Here is a 25,089-nt window from a genome sequence, read left to right as displayed (position 1 = left end):
CGCACCCGACAGCGGGGTACGCAGTGGTTAACGGCGCGGCCGGCGGATAATTGAGTGCCTCGGCGCACCTGCGCGTTAATATGGCTGGCGTCCCCCCCTTCGCGCCCTGTCCATGCCCGCAGAACCCACCGGCACCGTCCCCGCCCCCGACCCGCAGATGGCGAAGGCGCTGGGTCGTGACCGCCGTCGGGTCGTGCTGAGTTACCTGATGCTGGCGCTGGCGTGGATGATCGCCACCGACGGCGCCATGGCGGCCCTGGTGCCGGACCCGCAGCAGCTGGCGTTCTGGCAGACCGTGAAGGACTGCTTCTTCGCCTTTGCCAGCGCAGGGCTTCTTTACCTGCTGCTGCGCCCGCTGGCCGAGCACGTGCTGCGTACACACGCGCGCCTGCAGGGCTCGGAGCTGCGCCTGCGCCAGCTGTTCGAGGGCAACCCCGGGCCGATCCTGGTCTACGACCTGGACAGCCTGGCCATCCTCGATGCAAACCCGGCCGCCTGCCTGGCCTTCGGCTGGGAGCGCGAGGCGCTGCTGGAGCAGAGCATCGACGTGCTGTGGCCGCCCAGCGACCGGCAGGTGCTGCAGGCCAAGCTGGAAGCCATCCGTGAGGCGCCCGACCAGATCTGCATCCTGCGCACGCCGCTGCAGCTGCGTGATGGCAGCCGCCGGCAGATGGAACTGCGCTCCAACGCCATCGACTACGACGGTCACAATGCCCGCCTGCTGATCGCCATCGACCGCACGGCCGAGGATCTGGCCCAGCTGCGCCGCGACCAGGCGCTGGCACGCGTGGAAGAGGCACACGAACTGGCCCGCATCGGCGCCTGGGAACTGGACCCGTCCAGCGGCCTGGGCCGGTACTCGACCCAGGTCTACCGGCTGCTGGGCCGGCGCCCGCCCGAGGCGCGCCGCTGGCACCGCTTCGACGAGCTGCTGGTGCCGGCCGACCCGACGACCGCGGCGCAGACCGAGCAGTTGCTGGCCGAACTGTGCAGTGGTTCCTCGGTGCAGGTGGACGTGCTGCTGCCCGTCCTGTCGATGGATGGCCGCGCGCTGATGGTGCACCTGCGCGCGGCCAGCGGGCTGGACGAGGCGGGCCGCGAACGCGTGCTGGGCACCCTGCAGGATGTGACCGAACGCGAGCAGTCGCGGCGGCTGCTGCGCGAGCGCGAGGAACAGTTCCGGGAGCTGGTGCGGGTGCTGCCCGACGGCGTGGTGATCCTGTCCGACGAGCACGTGCTGTACGCCAACGCCTGGGCAGCAGCGCTGTTCGGTTATGGCAGCCATACCCTGCTGGGCGAACCGCTGGATGCGCTGGTGGACCCTGCCGAGTACGACCGGGTGCGCCTGCAGCTGCGTGCCGGCCAGCCGCAGCACAGCCCCGGCCACAGCAGCGTGGTGGTGATGCAGCGTGCCGATGGCCGCCGCTTCCACGCCGGTCTGGCTGTGGGCGAGGTGCGTTACGGCGGCCGCGACTGCAAGTTGCTGATCGTGCGAGACCTGAGCGAATCCGAGCGCACGCGCACAGCACTGGAAACCAGCAACCGCGAACTGCAGGCCATGGCCGGCCGCCTGTTCTCGCTGCAGGAGGACGAACGCCGCGCGATCTCGCGCGACCTGCACGATGACATCGGCCAGGCCATCACCGCCATCAAGCTGTCCGCGTATGCGGCGCAGGATGAAGAGGACTCGCAGCGCCGCGGCGAAGATCTGGCGCAGATCGTCAGCCTGGCCGATACCACGGTAGCCAAGCTGCGCGACATCTCCACGCTGCTGCGCCCGCCACAACTGGATGCGCTGGGCCTGGAAGCGGCACTGAGCTGGCAGGCGCGGGTTCTGTTCCGTTCCTCGCCGGTGGAGCTGCTGGCCGAGATCAACACCCTGCCCTCGCGCCCGGACAACAGCATCGAGCAGGCCTGCTTCCGCATCGCCCAGGAAAGCCTGACCAATGTGCTGCGCCACGCGCGCGCCAGCCAGGTGCAGCTGCAGCTGCGCGATGTCGACCAGTGCGGCCTGCACCTGCTGATCCGCGATGACGGCGAGGGCTTTGATCCGGACGGCCCGCGCGGGCTGGGCCTGATCGTGATGCGCGAGCGCGCGCAGAGCGTGGGTGGGCATGTCCGCATCGAGTCGGCGCACGGCGCCGGCACCCTCGTCGATGTCCATCTTCCTTACCAGGCGGCCAGCGTGGCCGCCACTGATTCCCCGGAATACTGAGCCATGTGGAACCCCAACATGCCGCTTGTCAGCATCGATGACGCCCCTGACCGACTGGGCGCCGGAAACCCCGAGCTGCAGGCCATGGTTACCGAAGCCGCCTCGGGCGGCACGCCGCTGATGCTGATGCACGTGGATATCGACCACTTCGCATCGGTCAACGAAAACATGAGCGCCGAGGTCGGCGACCAGGCCCTGGTGCTGGTTGCCCAGCGGCTGCAGTCCTACCTGCGCGGTCGCGGCAAGCTGTGGCGCCACGGCAGCGATGAATTCCTGCTCGCGGTGCCGCGCACCGCCGAACTGCCGCTGCCGGAGGATTTCGCCGAAGAGATCCGCCAGCAGATGGAGCTGCCACTGTCGGTGCTGCCGTACACGCTGTTCATGACCGGCAAACTGGGTGTGAGCCTGTGCCCGGAACATGCCAGCAGCGCCTCGCGCCTGCTCGACCATGCCGAGGATGCGCTGTACCAGGCCGCCCGCGAAGGTGGCAATGCGGTGCGCATCCACGCCGTGGATACGCCGCCCAGCGCGCACAGCGAAAGCATCATCGCGCGGCAGATCGTCGACGCGATTCCCAATGGCGAACTGAAGCTGCGCTACCAGCCGCTGGTCAGTGCCCGCGACGGCCACGTGGTGGGCATGGAAGCGCTGCTGCGCTGGCAGTCGCCGACGCTGGGCATGCTGGTGCCGGAGCGCTTCATGCGCACGGCCGAGCGGCTGGGCATCATCGTGCAGATCGGTACCTGGGTGCTGGAGGGCGCGCTGAAGCAGGCCCGGCTGTGGCGCGACCAGGGCTTTGATGACTTCACCATCGCGGTGAACGTGTCGACGCTGCAGCTGCTGCGCCCGAACTTCTTCGCCGAGGTGATGTCGCTGATGCAGGCTGCCGGTGTGCCTGCGCACATGCTGACCCTGGAGATCAACGAAAGCGCGCTGACCAACAACGTCAACTTCGTGCACGAAACCCTGGCCAACCTGCGCAACGAAGGCATCAGCCTGAGCCTGGACAACTTCGGCACCGGTGATTCCAGCCTGAGTGCACTGGTGCGCTATCCGGTGGACAAGCTGAAGATCGACCGCAGCTTCATCAAGAGCGCGCCGGCCGGCAACCGCGAGGCCGCCATCGCCCGCGCCATCATTGCCATGGGCCATCAGCTGGGCATGACGGTCATTGCCAATGGTGTCGAATCGCAGGCACAGCTGGGGTTCCTGCGCCGCAACGACTGCGATGTGTTCCAGGGCTATCTGTTCGGCGAGCCGATGTCGGCCGATGCGGCGGGCATGACCCTGCGCCGCCGCTACCTGCGCCCGGAGGCCTTCGCCGAAACGCGCCCGGACCGCACCCTGCTGCTGCTGGACGATGAGGAGAACGTGCTGCGGTCGCTGGTACGCCTGTTCCGCCGCGATGGCTACCGCATCCTGGCGGCCGGCAATGTGCGCGATGCGTTCGACCTGCTGGCGATCAACGACGTGCAGGTGATCCTGTCCGACCAGCGCATGAGCGACATGAGCGGCACCGAGTTCCTGGGCCGGGTGAAGATGCTGTACCCGGACACGATCCGCCTGGTGCTGTCCGGCTATACCGATCTGAACACGGTGACCGATGCGATCAACCGCGGCGCGATCTACCGGTTCCTGACCAAGCCCTGGAACGATGATGAGCTGCGCAAGCACATCCACCAGGCGTTCCGCACGTATGAGGAACAGCGGCGCAGCAACGCCGGGCCGACGGCAGTGGAAGCCGGGGATGCAGGCGAGGATCGTACGCCGTTGCGGTGATGGCCCTGCCCGGTAGAGCCGGCCGCTGGCCGGCAGCTGCAGCGGTAGAGTCGACTGTCAGTCGACTATCGCGCGTACAGCAGTCGACTGTCAGTCGACTATCGCGCGTACAGCAGTCGACTGACAGTCGACTCTACCAATCAAGCGCGTCCGATCAAGCGCGTCGCCGCGCTCAGCGCGGCTGCTTCACCGGCAACACCACGCGGAAGCGTGAGCCGACACCCGGGGTGCTTTCCAGGTCGATGCGGCCGTGGTGCTTGTTGATGATGCTGTAGGAAATCGACAGGCCCAGACCGGTACCACTGCCGACCGGCTTGGTGGTGAAGAACGGATCGAAAATGCGCTGGCGCAGCTCCGGCGAAATGCCGCCGCCGGTGTCCTCGAATTCCACCCACACGGTTTCGCCGTCCACGCCGGTGCGCACCGTGATGGTGCCGCGCTCGGCGATGGCGTGGCCGGCGTTGAGCAGCAGGTTCATGTAGACCTGGTTCAACTCCGAAGGCAGGCACTCCACCAGCGGCAGCTGGCCGAACTCACGGTGCAGGGTGACCTTGTACTTGAGCTCGTTCCAGATGATGTTGATGGTCGATTCCAGGCCGGAATGCAGGTCCACCAGCTTCCACGACTCATCACGGCCGGAATACGAGAAGTCCTTCAGATCGCGCACGATGCGGGTCACCCGCTCGATGCCTTCACGCGATTCGGCCATCAGCTGCGGCAGGTCGCGGCTGATGAAATCAATGTCCAGGCGGTCGCGGATGTCGTCGATTTCCGGGATCAGCGCCTTCGGATCGGGGGCACGCAACGCCCGCTCGTAGGCCTCGATGACCGTGAACAGGCTGCGCAGGTATTCCTGCAGGCTGCCCAGGTTGGAATGCACGTAGCCGATCGGGTTGTTGATCTCGTGCGCCACGCCGGCCGCGAGCTGGCCGATGGACGCCATCTTTTCCGATTGCAGCAGCTTCTCCTGGGTGCCGTTCAGGCGCAGATAGGCCTGGCGCAGTTCGGCGTGGCGCTGCTGCAGCTCGCGTTCGTAGTCTTCCTGGCCTTCGATGGGGCGGAACAGGGCCAGGTAGTGGCCGCTGCCGGGTTGCCCGTGGTGGTACAGGTGGGCAATGACCACGCCCTCGCCTACAGGCAGGCTGCCATTCCACTGGCCATGCAGGCGTGCCTGTTCCAGCGCGTCCGGGGGCAGCAGCTCACGCAGCCGCTGCGGCGCGGGCGCGCTGGCCTCCACGCAGCCCAGCAGATTCTGCGCGGCCGGATTGGCCAGGGCCACCTGACCGTCTTCGGTAAACAGCAGCAGCCCTTCGCGCACGCGCTCAAGCAGAGCCTGCAGTACCGGCTGCGGCGGAAGGGGGGCGGTAACCAGGGCGTTGGCGACAGACACGGCGACTCGGGGGCTTGCGAACAGGCGCCCAATATACGCGTTGCTGCGCCAGCGCAGCAGCCCACCGGCAGCTGCCGGGGGCGGATGGGGCCGCTCAGGCGACGGCGAGCGGCCGTCGTGCGTTGACCGTATGCGCCTGTCCCTTGGCATCGTACGAGGACGACGCCTCGGTACGGCCGAGCTGGCGCAGCGCCCAGTCCACCTCGCGGCGGCGGCGCGACAGCAGCACGCCATTGGCGCGGTTGCGTTCGGCCAGCTCCTGCAGCTGCTCGCCCTCGCCTACCGGCGGCGTCGAATCCAGGGCACGCAACGCCTCCAGCTTGGCGCCGGTCGCGCGGATCAGCGCGTGCACATCATGTTCGACCAGGGCCTGGTGCTCGACATCGAGGGCCTGGGCAAGCCGCTGAAGATGTTCACTCATCGCCGCGGTCATCCCTGCAGCTGCTGGTCCAGTTCAAGCATGCGCGATGCGATCGCGTCCGGGTCGATCTTGTAGCTGCCGTTCTGCAGCGATTCGCGCACGGCGGCGACACGCTGGGCGTCGATGGCCGGGGCGGTGCTCAGCTCACGCTGCAGCGCCTGCAGATTGGTGGCCTCGCCGGTCAGGCGCAGGCTGTCAGCAGCCTCGACCGGCCGCGCGGGCGCATCGCCACTGACGCCAGGCTTGGCGACCGGGGTCGTCACGCTGCGCAGTGCCTGGGGGACCTGCAGATTGCCGTCGATTTTCTGGCTCATGGGGTGTCCTGGAGTTGCCGTTCACAAGGGATAACGGCCGCTGGGCCGTGATCTTTAGGGATATCGCTTACTTTTTCAACGCGCCACGATTACGTCACCATGGGCGTCCACCGTCCCCTGCACGATGCGGCGGGAGGACAGGTTTTCCACGGAAACACGGTCGTTCTCGCCCGCATCTCCCATCGCGCGACCCGCGATACGCACCTCGACCGAACCGCGCCGCGACACCAGGGCCACATTGTCTCCTCGCTTGATGAGACGCTCGGTCACCAAGTCGTTGGCGGACAGCAGGCTGCCCGCCTGCAGCGGCCGGCGGGCAATGCGCCCCACAGCAGCGGCGGGATCGGACAGCACGGCACCGGCGATACGCGCCGCATCACGCTGGGCAGTGCTGATATCGGCCGCCGCCAGGGTTTCTCCAGTGGCAATGCCACGGGTGAGCACCAGCACGGCCTGGTTGTGGCGCACCTTCACCGGCACGAACAGGCGCCAGCCACCGGCATCCGGGCAGCTGACTTCCACGGTGGTGTTGGCGGTGGGCTGTACCTGCAGGGCCGCTCCGCAGCGCGGCAGGCGCAGGGCATCGGCCACCACGGCCTCCCCCTCGCTGCCGGCAGGCAGGGTGGACAGTGCCGCCGCGCGGATGCTGGCAACCGGCTGCCAATCGACCGCAGCGGCCCAGGGCGACGCAAGCGCCAGCGCAAAGCCCACGAGATATGTGATCCGGCGCATGGCGCCTCCTGTTCGGTATGACCTGGCGGGTGCGTGCAAGCTGCGTGCCAGACCTCCTCGGTAGAGTCGACCGTTGGTCGACTGGGCTAACCCTGGGTAGAGCCGACCGTTGGTCGACTGGTCAGACCCTGGGTAGAGTCGACCGTTGGTCGACTGCACCGGCCAGAACGGTCGACCCTACCCATACAAATACGCCTCAAGTTCAGCCGCCCCCACGCCGATACAGCAGCCATGTCCCATGACCTGCTCAACCGGATCGACCAGCGGACCCGACTGGCCGGCCACAATCGCCTGGCGCTGCTGCTGTTCCGTCTCGGCGGACGTCAGCTTTTTGGCGTCAACGTCTTCAAGGTGCAGGAAGTCCTGCGCCGCCCGGAGCTGTTCCAGGTACCCGGCCTGCCCGGCCAGTTCGCCGGCGTGGCCGACGTGCGCGGCCGCTCGGTGCCGGTGCTCGATCTGGGCCTGGCCATCGGCCACCCGGAGCGGGAGCCTGACGCGGACTCCGCCCCCGGCTATCTGGTGGTCACCGAATTCAACCGTTCGATCCAGGGCTTCCTGGTCAGCGGGGTCGAGCGCATCGTCAACATCGCGGTGGAGGATATCCACCCGCCGCCGGAACTAGGCGCCGAATCGAGCTACCTGACCGCGGTGACCCGCTTCCAGGGCGAGCTGATCCAGGTAATCGACGTGGAAAGCGTGCTGGCGGACATCGCGCAGATCCGTGGCGAAGCCGTGCTGGACCCGGCCATGGCCATGCCCGCCGACGCGCCGCAGCTGCAGGTGCTGGTGGTGGACGATTCGCGCGTGGCCCGGCAGCAGATCCGCAGCGTGCTGGACCAGTTGGGCGTGGGCGCCACCCTGCTGTCCGATGGCAAGCAGGCGCTGGACCACCTGCTGCAGATCCACGCGTCCGGGGAAAACCCGGCCGACCGCTACGCCATGGTGATCTCGGACATCGAGATGCCGGCCATGGACGGCTATACGCTCACGACGGAAATCCGGCGCCACCCCGGCCTGGCCGGGCTGTATGTGCTGCTGCACACCTCCCTGTCGGGCGTATTCAACAATGCGATGGTGGAGCGCGTGGGCGCCAACGCCTTCGTGGCCAAGTACTCGCCGCACGAACTGGCGGACTTCGTGCTGGACCGCCTGCGCAAGGTGGCAATGGCGGCCTGAGGCCGCATGATCCGGGATTTGGCACCGCTGGGGTCGGATCCCCGCCAGGGGCTCCGACCCCGATCTGCGGCGCCGACCCTGTTGGGGTCAGAGCCCCTTCGGGGATCTGACCCCGTATCCGGCCAGCGGCCGGCACTACCGCCAGGAATTGGCAGCACTGGGGTCAGAGCCCCTTCGGGGATCTGACCCCGCAGCCGGCCAGCGGCCGGCACTACCCTCCGCTGATTTGGCACACCCCTTGCAGCTTCCTGGGCATCGTTCCCGTGGGAGTGCACCGTGCGCAACCTGATTACCGACTACCTGGGCGTGCATGCCCAGGCCATGCCGTTGCGCGAACAGCGGATGAAGCTGATCGCCAGCAACCTCGGCAATGCCGACACTCCCGGCTACAAGGCCCAGGACCTGGATTTCGATGCCGCCCTGCGCAACGCCCAGGGGCTCGATGCCAACGGCCTGATGACCACCACCAACGAGCAGCACTACGAAATCAGTAGTGGCCTGAACCCGTTCCAGGTGGCCCGCGAGGGTGTGCAGCCCAGCCTGGACGGCAACACCGTCGACCCCGATGCCGAGCGCGCCGCCTATGGCCGCGCCGCGCTGGAATACCGCGCCTCGCTCAGCTTCGTCGAGAGCAAGGTGCGTTCCATGCTCACCGCGATCACGGGGCAATAAGCCATGAGCAACCTGCCGATCTTCGATATTGCCGGTTCCGCGCTGCAGGCGCAGTCGGTGCGCATGAGCACCATCGCCTCCAACCTTTCCAACGCCGACAGCATCGCCGGCTCGGCCGATGCGGTCTACAAGCCGCTGGAGCCGATCTTCCAGGCGGTGACCAGCAAGACCGATCCGAACATCACGTCGGTGAAGGTCAAGGAAATCACCCAGAGCGATGCCGCACCGATCAAGCGTTACGAGCCCGGCCATCCGCTGGCCGACGCCGACGGCTACATCTACCAGCCCGATGTCGATCCGGTGGCGCAGATGGTCAACCTGATCTCGACCTCGCGCAATTACCAGGCTGGCGTGGAGATGTTGACCACTGCCAAGGAACTGGCCCTGGCCACTCTGACCATGGGCCGCTGAGGCGCGCCCGCGAGGACTACACGATGACCACCGTCACTACCCAGACCAGCCAGGACGTCTACGCCGCGCTTGGCCTGACCGCCCCCAACAGCAACGCAAGCACGCGCAAGAGCACCCTGGACCAGGCCGATTTCCTGCGCCTGATGACCGAACAGCTGCAGCACCAGGACCCGCTGAAGCCGATGGACAACACGCAGATGGTCGCGCAGATGGCGCAGATGTCCACGGTGCAGGGCATCACCGATCTGAACACCACCGTGCAGGGCTTCCAGCAATCGATGGCCAGCGACCAGGTGCTGCGCGGTGCCGCGCTGGTCGGCCACGAAGTGCTGGTGCCGTCCACCAAGATGGTGCTGGGCGAAGAAGGCGGCAGCAGTGGCGTGGTGGCTGCGCCGGCCGCCGGCATCGTCAACGTGACGGTGAAGGACGCCAACGGCGCCACCGTGACCCAGCTGAGCGTGGAGGCCAGCGCTGCCGGCGAAACCGCCTTCGAGTGGGATGGCAAGGACGCCAACGGCAACCGCGTGGCGGCCGGCGATTACACCATTTCCGCCACCCACACCGACACCGCCGGTACGCAGACCACGCTGTCCACCTACGTGCAGGCCCCGGTCGAAAGCGTGACCGTGGGTTCGGACGGCCTCTACCTGAACCTCAAGGGCCTGGGCACGGCCCCGATCGACTACGTGCTCCGCGTCAGCTGAGCCGCACACCCGCATCTACCAGGAGCAATCCCATGGGCTTCAACATCTCGCTGTCCGGCATCAACGCCGCCAACACCGACCTGAGCGTCACCGCCAACAACGTCGCCAACGTCAACACCACCGGCTTCAAGGAGTCGCGCGCCGAATTCGCCGATCTGTTCGCGGCCACCAGCTATGGCCTGGCCCGCAACCAGGTCGGTTCCGGTGCACGCGTGTCCAACGTTGCCCAGCAGTTCCTGCAGGGCAACAACGAGCAGACCGGCCGCAGCCTGGACATGGCCATTTCCGGTGAGGGCTTCTTCACCATGAACATGAACGGCGACCGCGTGTATTCGCGCGCCGGCAACTTCCAGACCGATTCGGCCGGCTATGTGGTCAACCCGCAGGGTGCACGCCTGCAGGTGTTCGCGCCGAACGCCGATGGCACCAGCTTCGACGCTGGCCGCCTGGTCGACCTGCAGCTGCTGACCACCGACAGCCCGCCCAAGCAGACCAGCGAAGTGAAGGTGGGCTTCACCCTGCCCGCCAACGCCAAGGAACCGACGGTCGCCGATTTCGACCCGACCGATTCCAACAGCTACAACCAGTCCAGCGGCGGCATCACCGTCTATGACTCGCTGGGCGTCAGCCACACCCAGGTGTCCTACTTCGTCAAGACCGCCAACGCGAACGAGTGGGAGGTGCGCAACTACGTTGACGGCCAGGCCGTCGGTGAGCCGACCCTGCTGTCGTTCAACAATTCCGGCGCACTGACCACGCCTGCCGACGGCAAGATCAGCCTGGGCACGTTCACCCCGACCACCGGTGCCGGCACGCTGAGCATGAGCCTGGATGTGTCCGGCTCGACCCAGTACGGCGAGAAGTTCGCGCTGCGCAACACCCAGCAGGACGGCTATGCGGCCGGCAAGCTCAACGAGATCACCGTCTCCGAGAGCGGCGTGGTCTACGCGCGCTACTCCAACGGCGATGACAAGGCACTGGGCCAAGTGGCCCTGACCAGCTTCAACAACACCCAGGGCCTGGAACAGAAGGGCAACAACCTGTGGGTGGAAACCTTCGATTCGGGCACCCCGCGCACCGCTCCGCCGGACAGCTCCAACCTCGGCAAGATCCAGTCCGGCGCACTGGAATCGTCCACCGTCGACCTGACCGAGCAGCTGGTGAACATGATCACCGCGCAGCGCAACTTCCAGGCCAACGCGCAGATGATCACCACGCAGGACCAGATCACCCAGACCGTCATCAACATCCGTTGATGACCTGCTGACCCTGTCACGGAACACCCGCCATGGATAAAGCCCTTTACGTTGCGATGACCGGCGCCCGCGCCTCCCTGCAGGCGCAGGGAACGCTCAGCCACAACCTCGCCAACTCGGACACCCCCGGCTTCAAGGAAGCGCTGGCCAACACCGAAGCCTTCCCGATCCGCGGCCAGGGCTTTGCCTCGCGGGTGGATGCGCTGCACGTCGACGCCGGTTTCAACCGCGTGGCCGGCGCGCAGCACATCACCGGCAAGCCGCTGGATCTGTCGCTGCAGACCGGCACCTGGCTGGCCGTGCAGGCCACCGACGGCAGCGAGGCCTACACCCGCGGCGCCGCACTGTCGGTGACCCCGAACGGCCAGCTGGTGACCTCCAGCGGCCGGCCGGTGCTGGATGACAACAACAACCCGATCGCCATCCCGCCCTACCAGGCCATGGAAGTGGGCAACGACGGCACGATCTCGATCATCCCGCAGGGTGAAGGCCCGCAGACGATGGCGATGATCGGCCGCATCAAGATCGTGCAGGCCGCTGACGATCGCCTCGAGCGTCGTCTCGATGGCCTGTTCCGCAACACCGATCCGCAGCAGCCGTTCGCACAGGCGCAGGGCCCGACCGTGCACAGCGGCCAGCTGGAAGGCAGCAACGTGGATGCAGCCGGCGCGCTGGTGCAGATGATCCAGCTGCAGCGCCAGTACGAAATGCAGGTGCAGGTGATCAAGCACGGCGACGAGAACGCGCGCAGCGCCAACAGCCTGTTGCGCCTGGGCAGCTGACGGAATTCCGGCACCGGCACGCGCCGTTGCTGGCACGCCGCTTGCACTACCTCATTCAAGGGCCGCACCACGCGGCCGGCTTCAGCAGACAGGACTCCGAAGATGAACCAGGCACTGTGGATTGCGAAAACCGGACTGGACGCGCAGCAGATGCGCATGTCGGTGGTTTCCAACAACCTCGCCAACACCAACACCACCGGCTTCAAGCAGGATCGCGCCAGTTTCGAGGATCTGCTGTACCAGCAGGTGCGCCAGCCCGGCGGCTCTTCTTCGGCACAGACCCAGCTGCCGACCGGCCTGCAGATCGGTACCGGCGTGCGCGTGGTCGCAACCGCCAAGAACTTTGAACAGGGCAGCCAGCAGCAGACCGGGCGCGCACTGGACGTGATGGTCAACGGCCGCGGCTTCTTTGAAGTGCAGATGCCCGACGGCAGCTCGGCGTACACCCGTGATGGCTCGTTCAAGATCAACCAGGACAGCGAGCTGGTGACCAACAGCGGCTACCCGGTGCAGCCGGGCATCCAGATTCCCGAAGGCGCGCAGTCGGTGACCATCGGCAGCGACGGCACCATCAGCGTGAAGATGGCCGATGACGCGGCCTCCGTTGAAGTGGGAGCGCTGACGCTGACCGACTTCGTCAACCCGGCAGGCCTGCAGGCCCGCGGCGAGAACCTGTTCCTGGAAACCACCGCCTCCGGCCCGGCCCAGAACGGCAATCCCGGCCTCAACGGCCTGGGCACCGTGGTCCAGGGCGCGCTGGAAGGCAGCAACGTCAACGTGGTGGAAGAGCTGGTGTCGATGATCGAAACGCAGCGCGCATACGAAATGAACGCCAAGGCCATTTCAACCACCGACTCGATGCTCGGTTACCTGAACCAGAACGTCTGACCGTCGCCAACGGGATACCGCCATGTCGCCCCTCTCCACAATTGCCCGCATCGCCCTGCCCTGCGCCGTGGCCGCCCTGCTTGGCGGCTGCGTGATCGCCGGCGACGTGCGCCCGTACCCGGCGATGGCACCGATCCAGCCGATCATGCCGCCGCAGGCCGCGCCGACCGCCGGTGCGATCTACGCCGCCGGCCCGACCCTGCAGCTGTATTCGGACCGTCGTGCCCGCGACGTCGGCGACCTGCTGACCATCACTCTGCTGGAAAACACCACCGCCACCACCAGCGCGAACACCGCCACCGCCAAGGAGTCGGACCTGAGCATCGGCACGCCGTCGATCTTCGGTGCACCGGTCACCCTGGGCGGCAAGGACATCCTCAGCGCGACCGCCAGCGGCAAGCGTGATTTCACCGGCAAGGGCAACAGCGCGCAGAGCAACCGCCTGCAGGGCAGCGTGACGGTCACCGTGGTGCAGCGCCTGCCCAACGGCAACCTGGTGGTGCAGGGGCAGAAGAACCTGCGCCTGAACCAGGGCGATGAACTGGTGCAGGTGCAGGGCATCGTGCGCCCGGGCGACATCGCACCGGACAACAGCATTCCGTCCAGCCGCGTGGCCGAAGCCCGCATCGTCTACGGCGGCCGTGGCCCGGTTGCGCAGTCCAATGCAATGGGCTGGCTGAGCCGCTTCTTCAATTCCGCGCTGGCGCCGTTCTGAGCATGGCCATGAATTCTTTCTTCTCTTCAGTGTGGCAGCGACGCGCGGCGTCGCTCTACGGGTCCATTTTCCTGGTGATGGCGGTGGTAGCACCGGCCAGCGCAGAGCGCATTAAGGACCTGGCCCAGGTGGGCGGCGTGCGTGGCAATGCACTGGTGGGCTACGGCCTGGTGGTGGGCCTGGATGGCAGCGGTGACCGCACCAGCCAGGCGCCCTTCACCGTGCAGAGCCTGAAGAACCTGCTGGGCGAGCTGGGCGTGAACGTGCCGGCCAACGTCAATCCGCAGCTGAAGAACGTGGCCGCCGTGGCCATCCACGCCGAACTGCCGCCGTTCGCCAAGCCGGGCCAGCCGATCGACATCACCGTGTCCTCCATCGGCAACGCGGTGTCGCTGCGCGGCGGTTCGCTGCTGATGGCCCCGCTGCGTGGCGCCGACGGGCAGATCTATGCCATCGCCCAGGGCAACCTGATCGTCGGCGGCTTCGGCGCACAGGGCAAGGATGGTTCGCGCGTTTCCGTGAACGTGCCCAGCGTGGGCCGCATTCCCAATGGCGCCACGGTCGAGCGCGCCCTGCCCGATCCGCTGGCCAACGGCGGCGACATCACCCTGAACCTGCACAACAACGACTTCACGACCGTCTCGCGCATGGTTGCCGCGCTCAACAACGCCTTCGGCGAAGGCGCTGCACGTGCCGTCGATGGCGTGACCGTGGCCGTCACCGCCCCGACCGATCCGGGTGCACGCATCGGCCTGCTGGCCCGCATCGAAAACCTGGAACTGACCCCGGGCAGCGCACCGGCCAAAGTGGTGGTCAACTCCCGTACCGGCACCGTGGTCATCGGCCAGCAGGTGCGCGTGGGCCCGGCTGCCATTTCGCACGGCTCGCTGACGGTCACCATCCAGGAAAACGCCAACGTCAGCCAGCCCAACGCCTTTGCAGGCGGGCAGACCGTGGTCACCCCGCAGTCGACTGTGACCGCCACCAACGATGGCAGCCGCATGTTCAAGTTCAACGGTGGCACCTCGCTGGATGAAATCGTGCACGCCGTGAACGCCGTGGGCGCCGCTCCGGGCGACCTGATCGCAATCCTGGAAGCACTGAAGCAGGCCGGCGCGCTGAGCGCCGAACTCGAGGTGATCTGACATGCGCATCACGCCCGCCTTCGAGTTGAATCCCGTACAGCAGACCGACCCGGCCAAGATCGACAAGGTCGCGCGGCAGCTGGAAGGCCAGTTCGCGCAGATGCTGGTGAAGAGCATGCGTGACGCCAGCTTCGGTGATTCGCTGTTCCCCGGTGAAAACAAGATGTTCCGGGAGATGTACGACCAGAAGATTGCCGAGGCGATGACCCGCGGCAAGGGCCTGGGCCTGTCGTCCATGATCAGCCGCCAGCTGTCTGGCCAGCAGGCCGAGGGCCCGGCGCTGGACACCCGCGTGGATCCGGCCAAGGCCAGCCGCGCGTACCAGCTCAATGCCCCTGCCGCCGCGGCGCCGTCGCTTTCGCTGGATGATGCAAGCCAGGCCGTGCGCATGCTGCAGCAGATGGCGGCGGGCGCACAGGATGGCGCGCAGGCCGCCATCAGCCCCGCGCTGGCCCCCATGGAACAGGCGCTGGACCTGATTGCCGGCCGCGACAGCAGCAGCATGCACCGCTCGCTGGGTACGCACGACCCGTATGCCAGCAGCATTGATGGCAGCGACGGCAGCGACTGGGCCACCAGCAACGACCAGTGGGCGGCCACCGCGAGCAACCGCGGCAGCATGGCCAACCCGGCCGATGCCCTGGCCACCCGCACTGCCGTGGCCCAGCTGGGCGCCAATACGCCCGAAGGTTTTGTCGCAAGCATCTGGCAGCACGCGCAGAGTGCAGCCAAGGAGCTGGGTGTGGACGCCCGCGCCCTGGTGGCCCAGGCCGCGCTCGAAACCGGCTGGGGCAAGCGCCAGATCAAGCACGCCGATGGCAGCACCTCGCACAACCTGTTCGGCATCAAGGCCACCGGCTGGAAGGGCCAGAGCGCCGTGGCCGGCACCCATGAGTATGTCGATGGCGTGCGCCGCAACGAAACGGCCAGCTTCCGCGCCTACAGCACCCCGGCCGAGAGCTTTGCCGACTACGTGCGCCTGCTGAAGACCAGCCCGCGTTACCAGCAGGCCTTGCAGGCCGGCACCGATGTCCAGGGTTTTGCCCGCGGCCTGCAGCGCGCCGGCTATGCCACCGACCCGCGCTACGCGGCCAAGATCGCCGCGATCGCCGGTGGCCCGACCATCGAGCGCGCCGTGGCCGCCGTGGCCGACGCCGGCACGCGCCTCGGCCAGACCTTCGCCAGCACCGCGACTGCGGCGCTGGGTATCACCCGTCGTTGAGGAACCCCATGTCCAGCGTCCTTTCCACCGGTACCAACGCCCTGCTCGCCTTCCAGCGTGCGTTGGCGACGACCAGCCACAACGTCGCCAACATCAACACGGCCGGCTACAGCCGGCAGAAGGTCGACTTCGCCACCGCCGATCCGCAGAACTACGGCTACGGTGACGTCGGCAACGGTACCCGCATCGTCGACATCCGCCGCACCGCCGACCAGCTGGCGATCTCGCGGCTGCTCGACAGCAGCGGCGAACTGGCGCGCCTGAAGCAGCTGTCGACCATGGCCGACCGCGTCGATGCACTCTTCTCCGATTCGGCCACCAATGTGGCCGGGGTCTGGTCCAGCTTCTTTGATTCGGTCAGTGGCCTGTCTTCCAATGCGTCCGGCAGCGCGGACCGGCAGAACGTGCTGGACAGCGCCAACACCCTGGCCAACCGCTTCCAGCAGCTCAACACCAGCCTGGATACGCTCAACAGCGAGGTCAACAACGGTCTGACCGCTGCGGCCACGGAAATCAACCGCCTGGCGGCGGAGATCGCCCAGCTCAACGGCGCCATCGGCGGCAATGCCACCAACGCTGCGCCGGACCTGCTTGATCGCCGCGACCAGCTGATCGCCAACCTGGTGGGCTATACCGGCGGCACTGCGGTGGCCCAGGACGGCGGCACGCTCAACGTCTACACCGCAGGCGGCCAGGCACTGGTGGTCGGCACCACGGCCTCAAAGGTGACCACCGTTACCGACCCCTACCAGCCCGAGCGCCTGCAGCTGGCGCTGGAGAGCCAGGGCGTGAAGATCACGCTGGACCCGAAGTCACTCGGTGGCCAGGTCGGCGGCATGCTCGAGTTCCGCGAAACCGTACTGACGCCGGCCCAGTCCGAACTCGGCAAGCTCGCCATCGGCCTGGCCAGCACGTTCAACGACGCCCACCACAACGGCGTGGACCTGTACGGCAACATGGGCGGTGATCTGTTCAACATCGGCAGCCCGCGCGTCACCAACAACACCAGCAACACCGGCACCGCGTCGATCACCGCCAGCTTTGGCGATCTGTCCGCCCTGGACGCGCAGAACATCGTGCTGAAGTACAACGGCAGCCAGTGGCAGGCCGTGCGTTCGGATACCGGCGCCAGCGTGGCCATGACCGGCACTGGCACCGCCGCCGATCCGCTGGTGGTCAACGGCGTGGAGCTGGTGGTCAGCGGCACCCCGGCTACCAATGATCGCTTCCTGCTGCAGCCGACCGCGGGTGTGGCCGGCAGCATCAGCGTGGCCATCACCGATACCTCGCGCCTGGCGGCGGCTGCGCCGGTCAAGGGCAGCGCCGCGCTGACCAACACCGGTACCGGCAAGCTGACCGACGTGAAGGTGACCGACCCCGGCAATGCCGACCTGCGCAATGCGGCCGCCATCGTGTTCACCTCGGGCACCGAATACACCATCGATGGCGACGGCCCGTTCACCTACACGCCGGGACAGACGATTTCCGCCAACGGCTGGAGCTTCGTGCTGGACGGTGCGCCGAAGGCCGGCGACGTCTTCAACATCACCCCGACGCCGGTCGGCTCGGCCGACAACAGCAATGCGCTGGCCATGGCCAAGGTGGAGGACGCCAAGGCGTTCAACGCCGGCACCATCACTCTCAGCGGTGCACTGGGCGGGCTGACCACCCAGGTGGGTGCTGCTGCACGCGCCGCCGAGTACTCGCTCGACGCACAGCAGGTGATCACCGACCAGGCGCAGTCGGCACGTGACTCGATTTCCGGCGTGAACCTCGATGAAGAGGCCGCGGACATGCTCCGCCTGCAGCAGGCCTACCAGGCGGCTTCGCAGCTCATTTCCACCGCCGACAACATGTTCCAGACCATCCTCGGAGCCGTATCGCGATGAACAACCGAATCTCCACCGGCATGGTCTTCAACCAGTCTGTATCGCTGATGATGGCCAAGCAGAGCAAGATGAACCATCTCGAACAGCAGCTGGCCACCGGCAGCAAGCTGGTCAGCGCCAAGGACGACCCGGTCGCTGCGGGCACCGCGGTGTCGCTGGACCGTGCCGTGGCCGCGCTGGACCAGCTTGGCAAGAACGCCAACGTGGTGCAGAACCGCCTGGGCCTGCAGGAAAACGCGCTGGCCGAAGCTGGCGAAATGATGTCCCGCATCACCGAACTGACCCTGCAGGCCAGCAATCCTGCGCTGTCCAGCGCCGACCTGAAGGGCGTGGCCTCCGAACTGAGTTCGATCAAGGAATCGCTGCTGGCGCTGGCCAACAGCACCGATGGCACCGGCCGTTACCTGTTCGGTGGCACCAACAGTGACGCCGCGCCGTTCTCGCTGTCCAACGGCACCGTCACCTACAGCGGGGACCAGACCCAGCGGCAGGTGGAAGTCGCGCCGGGCACGTTCGTTGCCGATGCCCTGCCCGGCAGCGAGATCTTCATGCGCCTGCGCACCGGGGATGGCACCGTCGATGGCAGCGCCAGCGCCAGCAATGCCGGCACCGGCGTGCTGACCAACATCGGCCGCGACGGCACGTCGAGCTGGAATGGCGAGAGCTACACCATCGCCTTCACTGGCACCGACGCTTACGAGATCCGTGATGCCAACGGTGCCGTGCTTTCCACCGGCACCTACACCGCTGGCGAGGACATCGTGTTCGGCGGCATGCGGGTCACCCTCGAAGGTGCACCGGCAGCCGGCGACACCTTCAGCGCGGGCCCGTCCACCACCCGCGACATCTTTGCCACCGTCGATCAGCTGGTGGCCGCCCTGGACATGGATACGTCCACCCCCGAAGCCCGCGCCGCGCAGCAGAACCTGCTGCAGACCGGGACCCGCGACGTTGCCCGCGCCGCGGAAGCCATGATCGATGCGCGTGCTTCGGGCGGCGCGCAACTGACTGCGATCGACAACGCCGAATCGCTGCGGGAATCCAATGCCGTCAGCCTGAAGACAACGCTCTCTGGAATGCGTGACCTGGATTACGCCGACGCCATCAGCCAATACAAGCTGGAAAGCGCCGCACTGCAGGCCGCACAGACCATGTTCTCGCAGATGCAGACCATGTCGCTGTTCAACATGATCCGCTGATACCGCTTCCTTCAACACCGTTTCAGGGCATTCCGCCCTCCCCTACCGCTTCGTATCCGAAGACCGACGCTGTAACGCCACACTCACTGGAGAAACACCATGGCACAAGTCATCAACACCAACATCATGTCGCTCAACGCACAGCGCAACCTGAACACCTCCGGTGCGTCGTTGGCGACCTCGATCCAGCGCCTGTCTTCGGGCCTGCGCATCAACAGCGCAAAGGACGATGCCGCCGGCCTGGCGATCTCCGAACGCTTCACCACCCAGATCCGCGGCCTGGACGTGGCTGCACGCAACGCCAACGACGGCATCTCGCTGGCGCAGACCGCCGAAGGCGCGATGACCGAAATCGGCAACAACCTGCAGCGTATCCGTGAACTGGCCGTGCAGTCGGCCAACGCCACCAACTCCGACACCGACCGCCAGGCCCTGCAGGCGGAAGTGTCGCAGCTGGTTGCCGAAATCGACCGCGTGGCCACCCAGACCGACTTCAACGGCACCAAGCTGCTGGACGGCTCGTTCTCCTCGCAGATCTTCCAGATCGGTGCCAACGCCGGCCAGACCATCAGCATCGACAGCATCGCCAACGCCCGCGCATCCGCACTGGGCCAGTACCAGGGCGTGAACGAGAAGAGCATGGCCATGGCCGCTGCCAGCGACACCGCCAGCGCCAAGGCCATCACCATCGGTGGCACGGTCTACAACCTGGGCACCGTGGCTGACGATGCCAAGGCCATCGCCGCCGCGCTGACCAGCCAGAACATCGCCGGCTTCCAGGCCACCGCCAATGCCGCCCGCGCCGTGGGCACCAGCGCTGCCATCGCCGGCACCGCAGGCGATGTCGATGTGATGACCATCAACGGCACGCAGATCAACCTGACCAACACCGGCAACGCTGCCAGCAACCGCGCCAACGCCATCGCGCAGATCAACGCGCAGTCTGCCAAGACCGGCGTGCGCGCCGAGGACAACGGTTCGGGCATCGCCCTGGTCTCCGACGGTCGCAACATCACCACCGAATTCACCGGCGCTGGCGTGGGCGACTACGGCCTGCCGGCCGATGGCACGGTGGGCGGCACGCTGAACATCAACTACGTGGCACCGGACAACGTGCAGGGCACGATCGAATTCACCACCGGCTTCGACGACATCGATTGGGATCCGCTGGCCATCGCCAGCACCGGCACCTCGGTGGCCGCGTTCGACATCAGCAAGGTGGACGGCGCCGAAGCCGTGCTGCGCTCGGTGGACGCCGCGCTGCAGACCATCAACTCCTCGCGTGCCGACCTGGGTGCGGTGCAGAACCGCTTCACCTCGACCATCGCCAACCTGCAGACCACCTCGGAAAACCTGTCTGCTTCGCGCAGCCGTATTCGTGACGCCGACTACGCCAAGGAAACCGCTGAACTGACCCGCACGCAGATCCTGCAGCAGGCCGGCACCGCGATGCTGGCCCAGGCCAACACCTCCACCCAGAGCGTGCTGAGCCTGCTGCAGCAGTAAGCGTTACTGACAGCTGGACCACCAGGGCCCTCCATTGGAGGGCCCTGTTCGTTCAGGGAGGCCAGATGCCCGGCGCGTGCGCGGCCTCACGAATTGTCAATTCCCTCTAAAGGCCCGCGATGGGTTGCCGTTATTGGTATCAGCAGCGGCATTGCAGACTCTCCCCGCCCAGCTGCAAAGGTACCGGACACAGCTTCCGGGTCTAACGCCAAAGAGGAAATCGCCACCATGGCACAAGTCATCAACACCAACATCATGTCGCTCAATGCCCAGCGCAACCTGGGCACCAGCGGTGCTTCGCTGGCTACGACCATCCAGCGCCTGTCGTCCGGCCTGCGCATCAACAGCGCCAAGGACGATGCTGCCGGCCTGGCGATCTCCGAGCGTTTCACCACCCAGATCCGCGGCCTGGACGTTGCCTCGCGCAACGCCAACGACGGCATCTCGCTGGCGCAGACCGCTGAAGGCGCGATGACCGAAATCGGCAACAACCTGCAGCGTATCCGCGAACTGGCTGTCCAGTCCGCCAACGCCACCAACTCCGACACCGACCGCGCCGCCCTGCAGGCCGAAGTCACCCAGCTGGTCTCGGAAATCGACCGCGTTGCCACCCAGACCGAATTCAACGGCACCAAGCTGCTGGACGGCAGCTTCGGCAGCAAGTCCTTCCAGATCGGCGCCAACGCCGGCCAGACCATCGCCATCTCCGGCATTGCCAACGCCCGCACCTCGGCGCTGGGCCAGTACCAGGGCGTGAACGCGCTCGACAAGGGCATTGGCACCGCCAGCGACACCGCTGCAGCCAAGTCGATCAACGTCGGTGGTACCGACTACGATCTGGGCACCATTGCCAATGATGCCGCCGCAATCGCTGCTGCCATCACCAGCAAGGGCATCGCCGGCATGCAGGTCACCGCCAATGCTGCCAAGGTTTCGGGCACTTCCGGCGCCGCTGGCACGGCCGGCGATGCTGACTCGGTGCAGATCAACGGCGTCAACATCAACCTGACCAACACCGGCGATGCAGCGTCGAACCGCGCCAACGCCATGGCGCAGATCAACGCCCAGTCGTCCCGCACCGGCGTCCGCGCCGTTGACAATGGTTCGGGCCTGGACCTGATCGCTGACGATGGCCGCAACATCACCACCGCATTCACCGCGGGCGATGCAGCAACCTCGGCTTCGTACGGTATTGCCGCTGACGCCACCACCGGCGGCACGCTGAACATCAACTACGCGGCCCCGAGCAACGTGAATGGCACCATGGCCTTCACCGGCTTCACCGTCGGTGGCGATGCTTCGGTCGCCATCAGCGACACCGGCACCGCCGTGTCCGCCTTCGACATCAGCGACGTGAAGGGTGCTGAAGCCGTGATGCGTTCGGTCGACGCCGCACTGCAGACCATCAACTCCTCGCGCGCCGACCTGGGTGCCGTGCAGAACCGCTTCACCTCGGTGGTTGCCAACCTGCAGACCTCCTCGGAGAACCTGTCGGCCTCGCGCAGCCGCATCCGCGACACCGACTACGCCAAGGAAACCGCTGAACTGACCCGCACGCAGATCCTGCAGCAGGCCGGTACCGCGATGCTGGCCCAGGCCAACAGCTCCTCGCAGAGCGTGCTGAGCCTGCTCCAGTAAGAGAAGGCCTTCAGCCCGATCTCCATGAAGCCCGCGCAAGCGGGCTTCATGCGTTCTGGCACGCCGGTTGCAGGAGCGGGTGCATGACAACACTCCGAATGGCTCAAGTGGGCCACGCACCGGCCGATATTCCCTTTGGGCCGGCGGTGTTCGGAATACCGGCATCTCGCAAGGAACTCCCATGGCACTAAGCACTGTAGGCTCCGGCCTCGACGTCACTACCATCGTCGCCCAGCTGGTTGCGGCCGAACGCAAGCCGACGGAAACCCGGATCAATACGGCCGGCACGGCGGCGACCGCCAAATTATCGGCGCTGGGCAGCATCAAGAGTTCGCTCACCAGCCTGCAGACTGCCCTGGAGACCTTCTCCAAGAGTGCATCGCGGCCGACGTTCAAGGCCACGCCCGCAGAGAACGCCGGCTTCACCGCCGCCATCGTCACCGATGCCACCACCGGCAAGACTGCGGCGACCGCCGGCACCCACAACATCGAAGTGGTCAGCCTGTCGCAGAACCAGAAACTGACCTCCGCTGCGTTCAGCAAAGACACCCAGATCGGCACGGGCACGCTGACGGTTGCCTACGGTGACAAGACGCTGTCCATCGACGTGTCGGACAAGGGCACGCTGTCGGACATCGCCTCGGCCATCAACAGCGCCGCCGGCGGCAAGGGGGTCAGCGCCAGCGTGATCACGGCCGACGACGGCCAGCACCTGGTGCTGAATGCCGTTGATTCGGGCACGAAGGGTGCCATCACGCTCAGCAGCAGTGGTGGCAATGGCGGCCTGGACCAGTTGACCTGGGACGGCACCTCCGGCGGCCTGACCCAGACCGTCGCACCCACCGATGCCGTGGTGAAGGTTGACGGCTTCACCCGTACGTCCAGCAGCAACACCATTGCCGACATCATCCCGGGCGTGACCCTGACGGTGACCAAGGCAGAGGTCGGCACCACCAAGACCCTGACCGTGGCGCAGGACAACACGCCGATGAAGACCAACCTGCAGGCCTTCATCGCCGCCTACAACGCCACCAGCAGCATGCTGAAGTCGGCCAGCGCCTACGATGCCACCACCGAAACGGCCTCCGTGCTGACCGGCGATTCCATGGTGCGCGGCCTGCAGCAGCAGCTGCGCGGGCAGATGAGCGCCAACGTCAACCAGCTCAAGGCGCTGGGCGTGACCATCGGCAAGGATGGATCGCTTTCATTCGACTCGGCCGCGTTCGACAAGACCATGGCTGCCGATCCCGCCGCCGCGGATGCACTGTTCGGCGAGAAGGGCACGCTGACCACCAGCATGCAGACGATGCTGAAGAGCCAGCTCGACAGCACCCAGGGCACGCTGACCCAGCGCACTACCGCGTTGAACAAGCAGATCAAGACGCTGGAAAAGGAGCTGGATGACCTGGACGCCCGAATGGAAAAGGTCTCTGCGCGCTATACCGCCCAGTTCACGGCCATGGACCAGCTGGTGGCGCAGATGCAGAGCACCAGCGACTACCTGACCCAGCAGCTGGCATCGCTGCAGGCCAAGACCAGCAAATGACCGTAACGGGCCACTCAAGAGTTGGCCCGACCGCGCCGATATCAAGAACAACCCGACGCCAGGCGCGAATCACGCATGCCGTCGCCAGTGGTTGGAACGCGTCCACCCGTGCGCGCCACTGACAGGATCCAGGAGAAGAAACCATGCACGGCACCAGCCGCCAGTTCGCTGAGCAGTACCGCAAGGTAGGTGTTTCCAGCAGCGCCACCGAAGCCGACCCGCACAAGCTTGTCGCCATGCTGCTGGGCGGCGCCTGCGAGCGCGTGCGACGCGCCGAAGCAGCGCTGAGCCAGGGCGACCAGGCGCGCAAGGGCCGCGCCATCGGTGAAGCGTGCGCGATCGTCGGCCACCTCAATGGCTCCATCGACCACGAGGCCGGTGGCGAGATCGCGGGCAACCTGTCCTCGCTCTACGAGTACATGCTGCAGCGCCTGACCGAGGCCAACCTGCACAACGATCCGGTCGCGCTGCAGGAAGTGCTGGGGCTGCTGGTGGAGATCGAGTCCGCATGGGCCGCCATCCCCGCCGACCAGCGCCACGCCGCCTCGCCGGCGGAGGCCTGATCGATGGACGTTTCTGCGAGCATCCAGGCGCTGGCACAGTCGCTGGAGGGCCTGCGCACGGCGGTGCACAGCGGTTCCCATGACGAAGCCGAGCGGCTGGTGGAGAGCTACGACCGCGACGTGCGGGGTCTGTTCGCCCATCCGATCTCGCCGATCTCCATCCAGGAAATCACCCGCCTGCTCGCCCTGCAGCACGCCGTAATGGACGAAATGTGCGAACTGCGTGATACCGCTGCCCGCCACCTCAACGCCGGGCGCACCTCCCTTCGCGCCGCCCATGCGTACCGCAAGGCAGAATCGCTGGCATGACCCTGCTGCCGACCACGTCGCTGCACCACCCGGCCGAGAGCGAGCTGTTCGACGAAACGCTCAGCTGCGAGCTGGCCCTGCCGGCCGAGTTCCAGGCCGGCAGCGCCTTCGGCCGCACCAGCAGCGCCGAGGGCCTGCTGCGCAGCCTGGCGCTGGTGGAAGACAGCCGCGTGGACGAGCACGATGAGCGCAGCGAAGCCACGCTGCAGATCCAGCGGCTGGAAGCCAAGCTTGACCTGACCCTGGTGCTGCTGGGCCGCCTGGTGCGCCAGCAGGGTCACGACCTGCCCCTGCGCCCGGTGCGCTGGTCGCGCCGTGGCATCCGCCTGCAGCTGGGCCCCCGCAGCGGCGCCCTGCCCGGCCAGGCCGGCGTGGTGCGCCTGCAGCCCAGCGAGTGGTTGCCGGACAACATCGACCTGCCCGTGGACGTCATCGCCGAAGCGGCCGATGGCAGCGGCGGCCATTTCCTGTGGCTGCGCTTCAACCGCCTGGGCGATGGCCTGGAAATGGCCATGGAACGTCACTTGTTCCGTTTGCATCGGCGTCAGGTTGCCGAAGCGCGACGCACGCGCTGAAACCTGCCACCCGGAAGCGGGACGGACTGCTCTTGGCGTGCC

General features: G+C 66.7%; 24 protein-coding genes. 20 read left to right on the top strand and 4 right to left on the bottom strand.

Translation table 11 applies throughout. The features are described 5' to 3' along the window. Positions 1–112: 112 nt before the first annotated feature. On the top strand, positions 113–2,215 hold the full coding sequence (locus C1924_RS09895; RefSeq protein WP_108765137.1) for a PAS domain-containing sensor histidine kinase: 2,103 nt from the start codon (positions 113–115) through the stop codon (positions 2,213–2,215). Positions 2,216–2,218: 3 nt separating this feature from the next. Beyond that, positions 2,219–3,994 carry an EAL domain-containing protein gene (locus C1924_RS09890; protein ID WP_108765136.1) on the top strand — a complete coding sequence of 592 codons (1,776 nt, stop codon included), beginning with the start codon at positions 2,219–2,221 and terminating at the stop codon, positions 3,992–3,994. Between the two features lie 172 nt (positions 3,995–4,166). Here the strand turns inward: C1924_RS09890 and C1924_RS09885 are convergent, their stop codons facing one another. From C1924_RS09885 to flgA, 4 genes are all read right to left on the bottom strand, one after another. After that, positions 4,167–5,384 carry an ATP-binding protein gene (locus C1924_RS09885; protein ID WP_108765135.1) on the bottom strand — a complete coding sequence of 406 codons (1,218 nt, stop codon included), beginning with the start codon at positions 5,382–5,384 and terminating at the stop codon, positions 4,167–4,169. 94 nt (positions 5,385–5,478) lie between these two features. After that, on the bottom strand, positions 5,479–5,817 hold the full coding sequence (locus tag C1924_RS09880; RefSeq protein WP_108765134.1) for a flagellar protein FlgN: 339 nt from the start codon (positions 5,815–5,817) through the stop codon (positions 5,479–5,481). Next, positions 5,814–6,119, bottom strand: coding sequence for a flagellar biosynthesis anti-sigma factor FlgM (flgM, locus tag C1924_RS09875; RefSeq protein WP_108765133.1), 306 nt, complete (start codon positions 6,117–6,119; stop codon positions 5,814–5,816). The genes C1924_RS09880 and flgM overlap by 4 nt, the downstream gene beginning before the upstream one ends. A 75-nt stretch (positions 6,120–6,194) precedes the next feature. After that, positions 6,195–6,851, bottom strand: a complete 657-nt coding sequence (gene flgA, locus C1924_RS09870; RefSeq protein WP_108765132.1) for a flagellar basal body P-ring formation chaperone FlgA — start codon at positions 6,849–6,851, stop codon at positions 6,195–6,197. Between the two features lie 231 nt (positions 6,852–7,082). Here flgA and C1924_RS09865 point away from each other — a divergent pair, with 231 nt between their 5' ends. The 18 genes from C1924_RS09865 to C1924_RS09780 all read left to right on the top strand — a co-directional run bounded on the left by C1924_RS09865 (position 7,083) and on the right by C1924_RS09780 (position 25,047). Next, positions 7,083–8,027, top strand: coding sequence for a chemotaxis protein (locus tag C1924_RS09865; RefSeq protein WP_108765131.1), 945 nt, complete (start codon positions 7,083–7,085; stop codon positions 8,025–8,027). Positions 8,028–8,303: 276 nt separating this feature from the next. Beyond that, positions 8,304–8,699: a flagellar basal body rod protein FlgB gene (gene flgB / locus C1924_RS09860; RefSeq protein WP_108765130.1), complete on the top strand. Its 396-nt coding sequence runs from the start codon at positions 8,304–8,306 to the stop codon at positions 8,697–8,699. 3 nt (positions 8,700–8,702) lie between these two features. Beyond that, positions 8,703–9,110, top strand: coding sequence for a flagellar basal body rod protein FlgC (flgC, locus tag C1924_RS09855; protein WP_079221843.1), 408 nt, complete (start codon positions 8,703–8,705; stop codon positions 9,108–9,110). 23 nt (positions 9,111–9,133) lie between these two features. Continuing rightward, positions 9,134–9,814, top strand: coding sequence for a flagellar hook capping FlgD N-terminal domain-containing protein (locus tag C1924_RS09850; protein WP_108765129.1), 681 nt, complete (start codon positions 9,134–9,136; stop codon positions 9,812–9,814). A gap of 32 nt (positions 9,815–9,846) precedes the next feature. Then, positions 9,847–11,070 carry a flagellar hook protein FlgE gene (flgE, locus tag C1924_RS09845; protein ID WP_108765128.1) on the top strand — a complete coding sequence of 408 codons (1,224 nt, stop codon included), beginning with the start codon at positions 9,847–9,849 and terminating at the stop codon, positions 11,068–11,070. Positions 11,071–11,102: 32 nt separating this feature from the next. Further along, positions 11,103–11,852 (top strand): flagellar basal body rod protein FlgF, encoded by a 750-nt coding sequence (locus C1924_RS09840; RefSeq protein WP_108765127.1) that lies wholly within the window; start codon positions 11,103–11,105, stop codon positions 11,850–11,852. Between the two features lie 102 nt (positions 11,853–11,954). Continuing rightward, positions 11,955–12,740 (top strand): flagellar basal-body rod protein FlgG, encoded by a 786-nt coding sequence (flgG, locus tag C1924_RS09835; protein ID WP_108765126.1) that lies wholly within the window; start codon positions 11,955–11,957, stop codon positions 12,738–12,740. A gap of 22 nt (positions 12,741–12,762) precedes the next feature. Then, positions 12,763–13,455 carry a flagellar basal body L-ring protein FlgH gene (gene flgH, locus C1924_RS09830; protein WP_108765125.1) on the top strand — a complete coding sequence of 231 codons (693 nt, stop codon included), beginning with the start codon at positions 12,763–12,765 and terminating at the stop codon, positions 13,453–13,455. A gap of 2 nt (positions 13,456–13,457) precedes the next feature. Further along, positions 13,458–14,600 carry a flagellar basal body P-ring protein FlgI gene (locus tag C1924_RS09825; protein WP_108765124.1) on the top strand — a complete coding sequence of 381 codons (1,143 nt, stop codon included), beginning with the start codon at positions 13,458–13,460 and terminating at the stop codon, positions 14,598–14,600. A gap of 1 nt (position 14,601) precedes the next feature. After that, positions 14,602–15,822, top strand: a complete 1,221-nt coding sequence (flgJ, locus tag C1924_RS09820) for a flagellar assembly peptidoglycan hydrolase FlgJ (RefSeq protein WP_108765123.1) — start codon at positions 14,602–14,604, stop codon at positions 15,820–15,822. A gap of 8 nt (positions 15,823–15,830) precedes the next feature. After that, complete coding sequence (flgK, locus tag C1924_RS09815; RefSeq protein WP_108765122.1) at positions 15,831–17,711, top strand: flagellar hook-associated protein FlgK; 1,881 nt, start codon at positions 15,831–15,833, stop codon at positions 17,709–17,711. Beyond that, the gene (flgL, locus tag C1924_RS09810; RefSeq protein ID WP_108765121.1) at positions 17,708–18,910 is read left to right on the top strand and encodes a flagellar hook-associated protein FlgL; all 1,203 of its coding nucleotides are present in this window, start codon (positions 17,708–17,710) and stop codon (positions 18,908–18,910) included. Before flgK ends, flgL begins: the two co-directional genes overlap by 4 nt. 99 nt (positions 18,911–19,009) lie before the next feature. Beyond that, positions 19,010–20,416 carry a flagellin gene (locus C1924_RS09805; RefSeq protein WP_108765120.1) on the top strand — a complete coding sequence of 469 codons (1,407 nt, stop codon included), beginning with the start codon at positions 19,010–19,012 and terminating at the stop codon, positions 20,414–20,416. Between the two features lie 228 nt (positions 20,417–20,644). After that, entirely contained in the window at positions 20,645–22,054 is a 1,410-nt protein-coding gene (locus C1924_RS09800) for a flagellin (RefSeq protein WP_108765119.1), read from the top strand. A 181-nt stretch (positions 22,055–22,235) separates the two neighbouring features. Further along, a complete protein-coding gene (fliD, locus tag C1924_RS09795) occupies positions 22,236–23,600 on the top strand; it encodes a flagellar filament capping protein FliD (protein WP_108765118.1) in 1,365 nt (454 codons plus the stop codon). A 143-nt stretch (positions 23,601–23,743) separates the two neighbouring features. After that, the gene (fliS, locus tag C1924_RS09790; protein WP_108765117.1) at positions 23,744–24,163 is read left to right on the top strand and encodes a flagellar export chaperone FliS; all 420 of its coding nucleotides are present in this window, start codon (positions 23,744–23,746) and stop codon (positions 24,161–24,163) included. A 3-nt stretch (positions 24,164–24,166) separates the two neighbouring features. Further along, positions 24,167–24,472 (top strand): hypothetical protein, encoded by a 306-nt coding sequence (locus tag C1924_RS09785; protein WP_108765116.1) that lies wholly within the window; start codon positions 24,167–24,169, stop codon positions 24,470–24,472. Continuing rightward, a complete protein-coding gene (locus tag C1924_RS09780; protein ID WP_108765115.1) occupies positions 24,469–25,047 on the top strand; it encodes a PilZ domain-containing protein in 579 nt (192 codons plus the stop codon). Before C1924_RS09785 ends, C1924_RS09780 begins: the two co-directional genes overlap by 4 nt. Positions 25,048–25,089: the final 42 nt, after the last annotated feature.

Source organism: Stenotrophomonas sp. ESTM1D_MKCIP4_1 (assembly GCF_003086895.1).
Taxonomy (GTDB): Bacteria; Pseudomonadota; Gammaproteobacteria; order Xanthomonadales; family Xanthomonadaceae; genus Stenotrophomonas.
The sequence above is the reverse complement of the archived record's forward strand: the minus strand, read 5'-3'. Positions and strand labels throughout refer to the sequence as shown.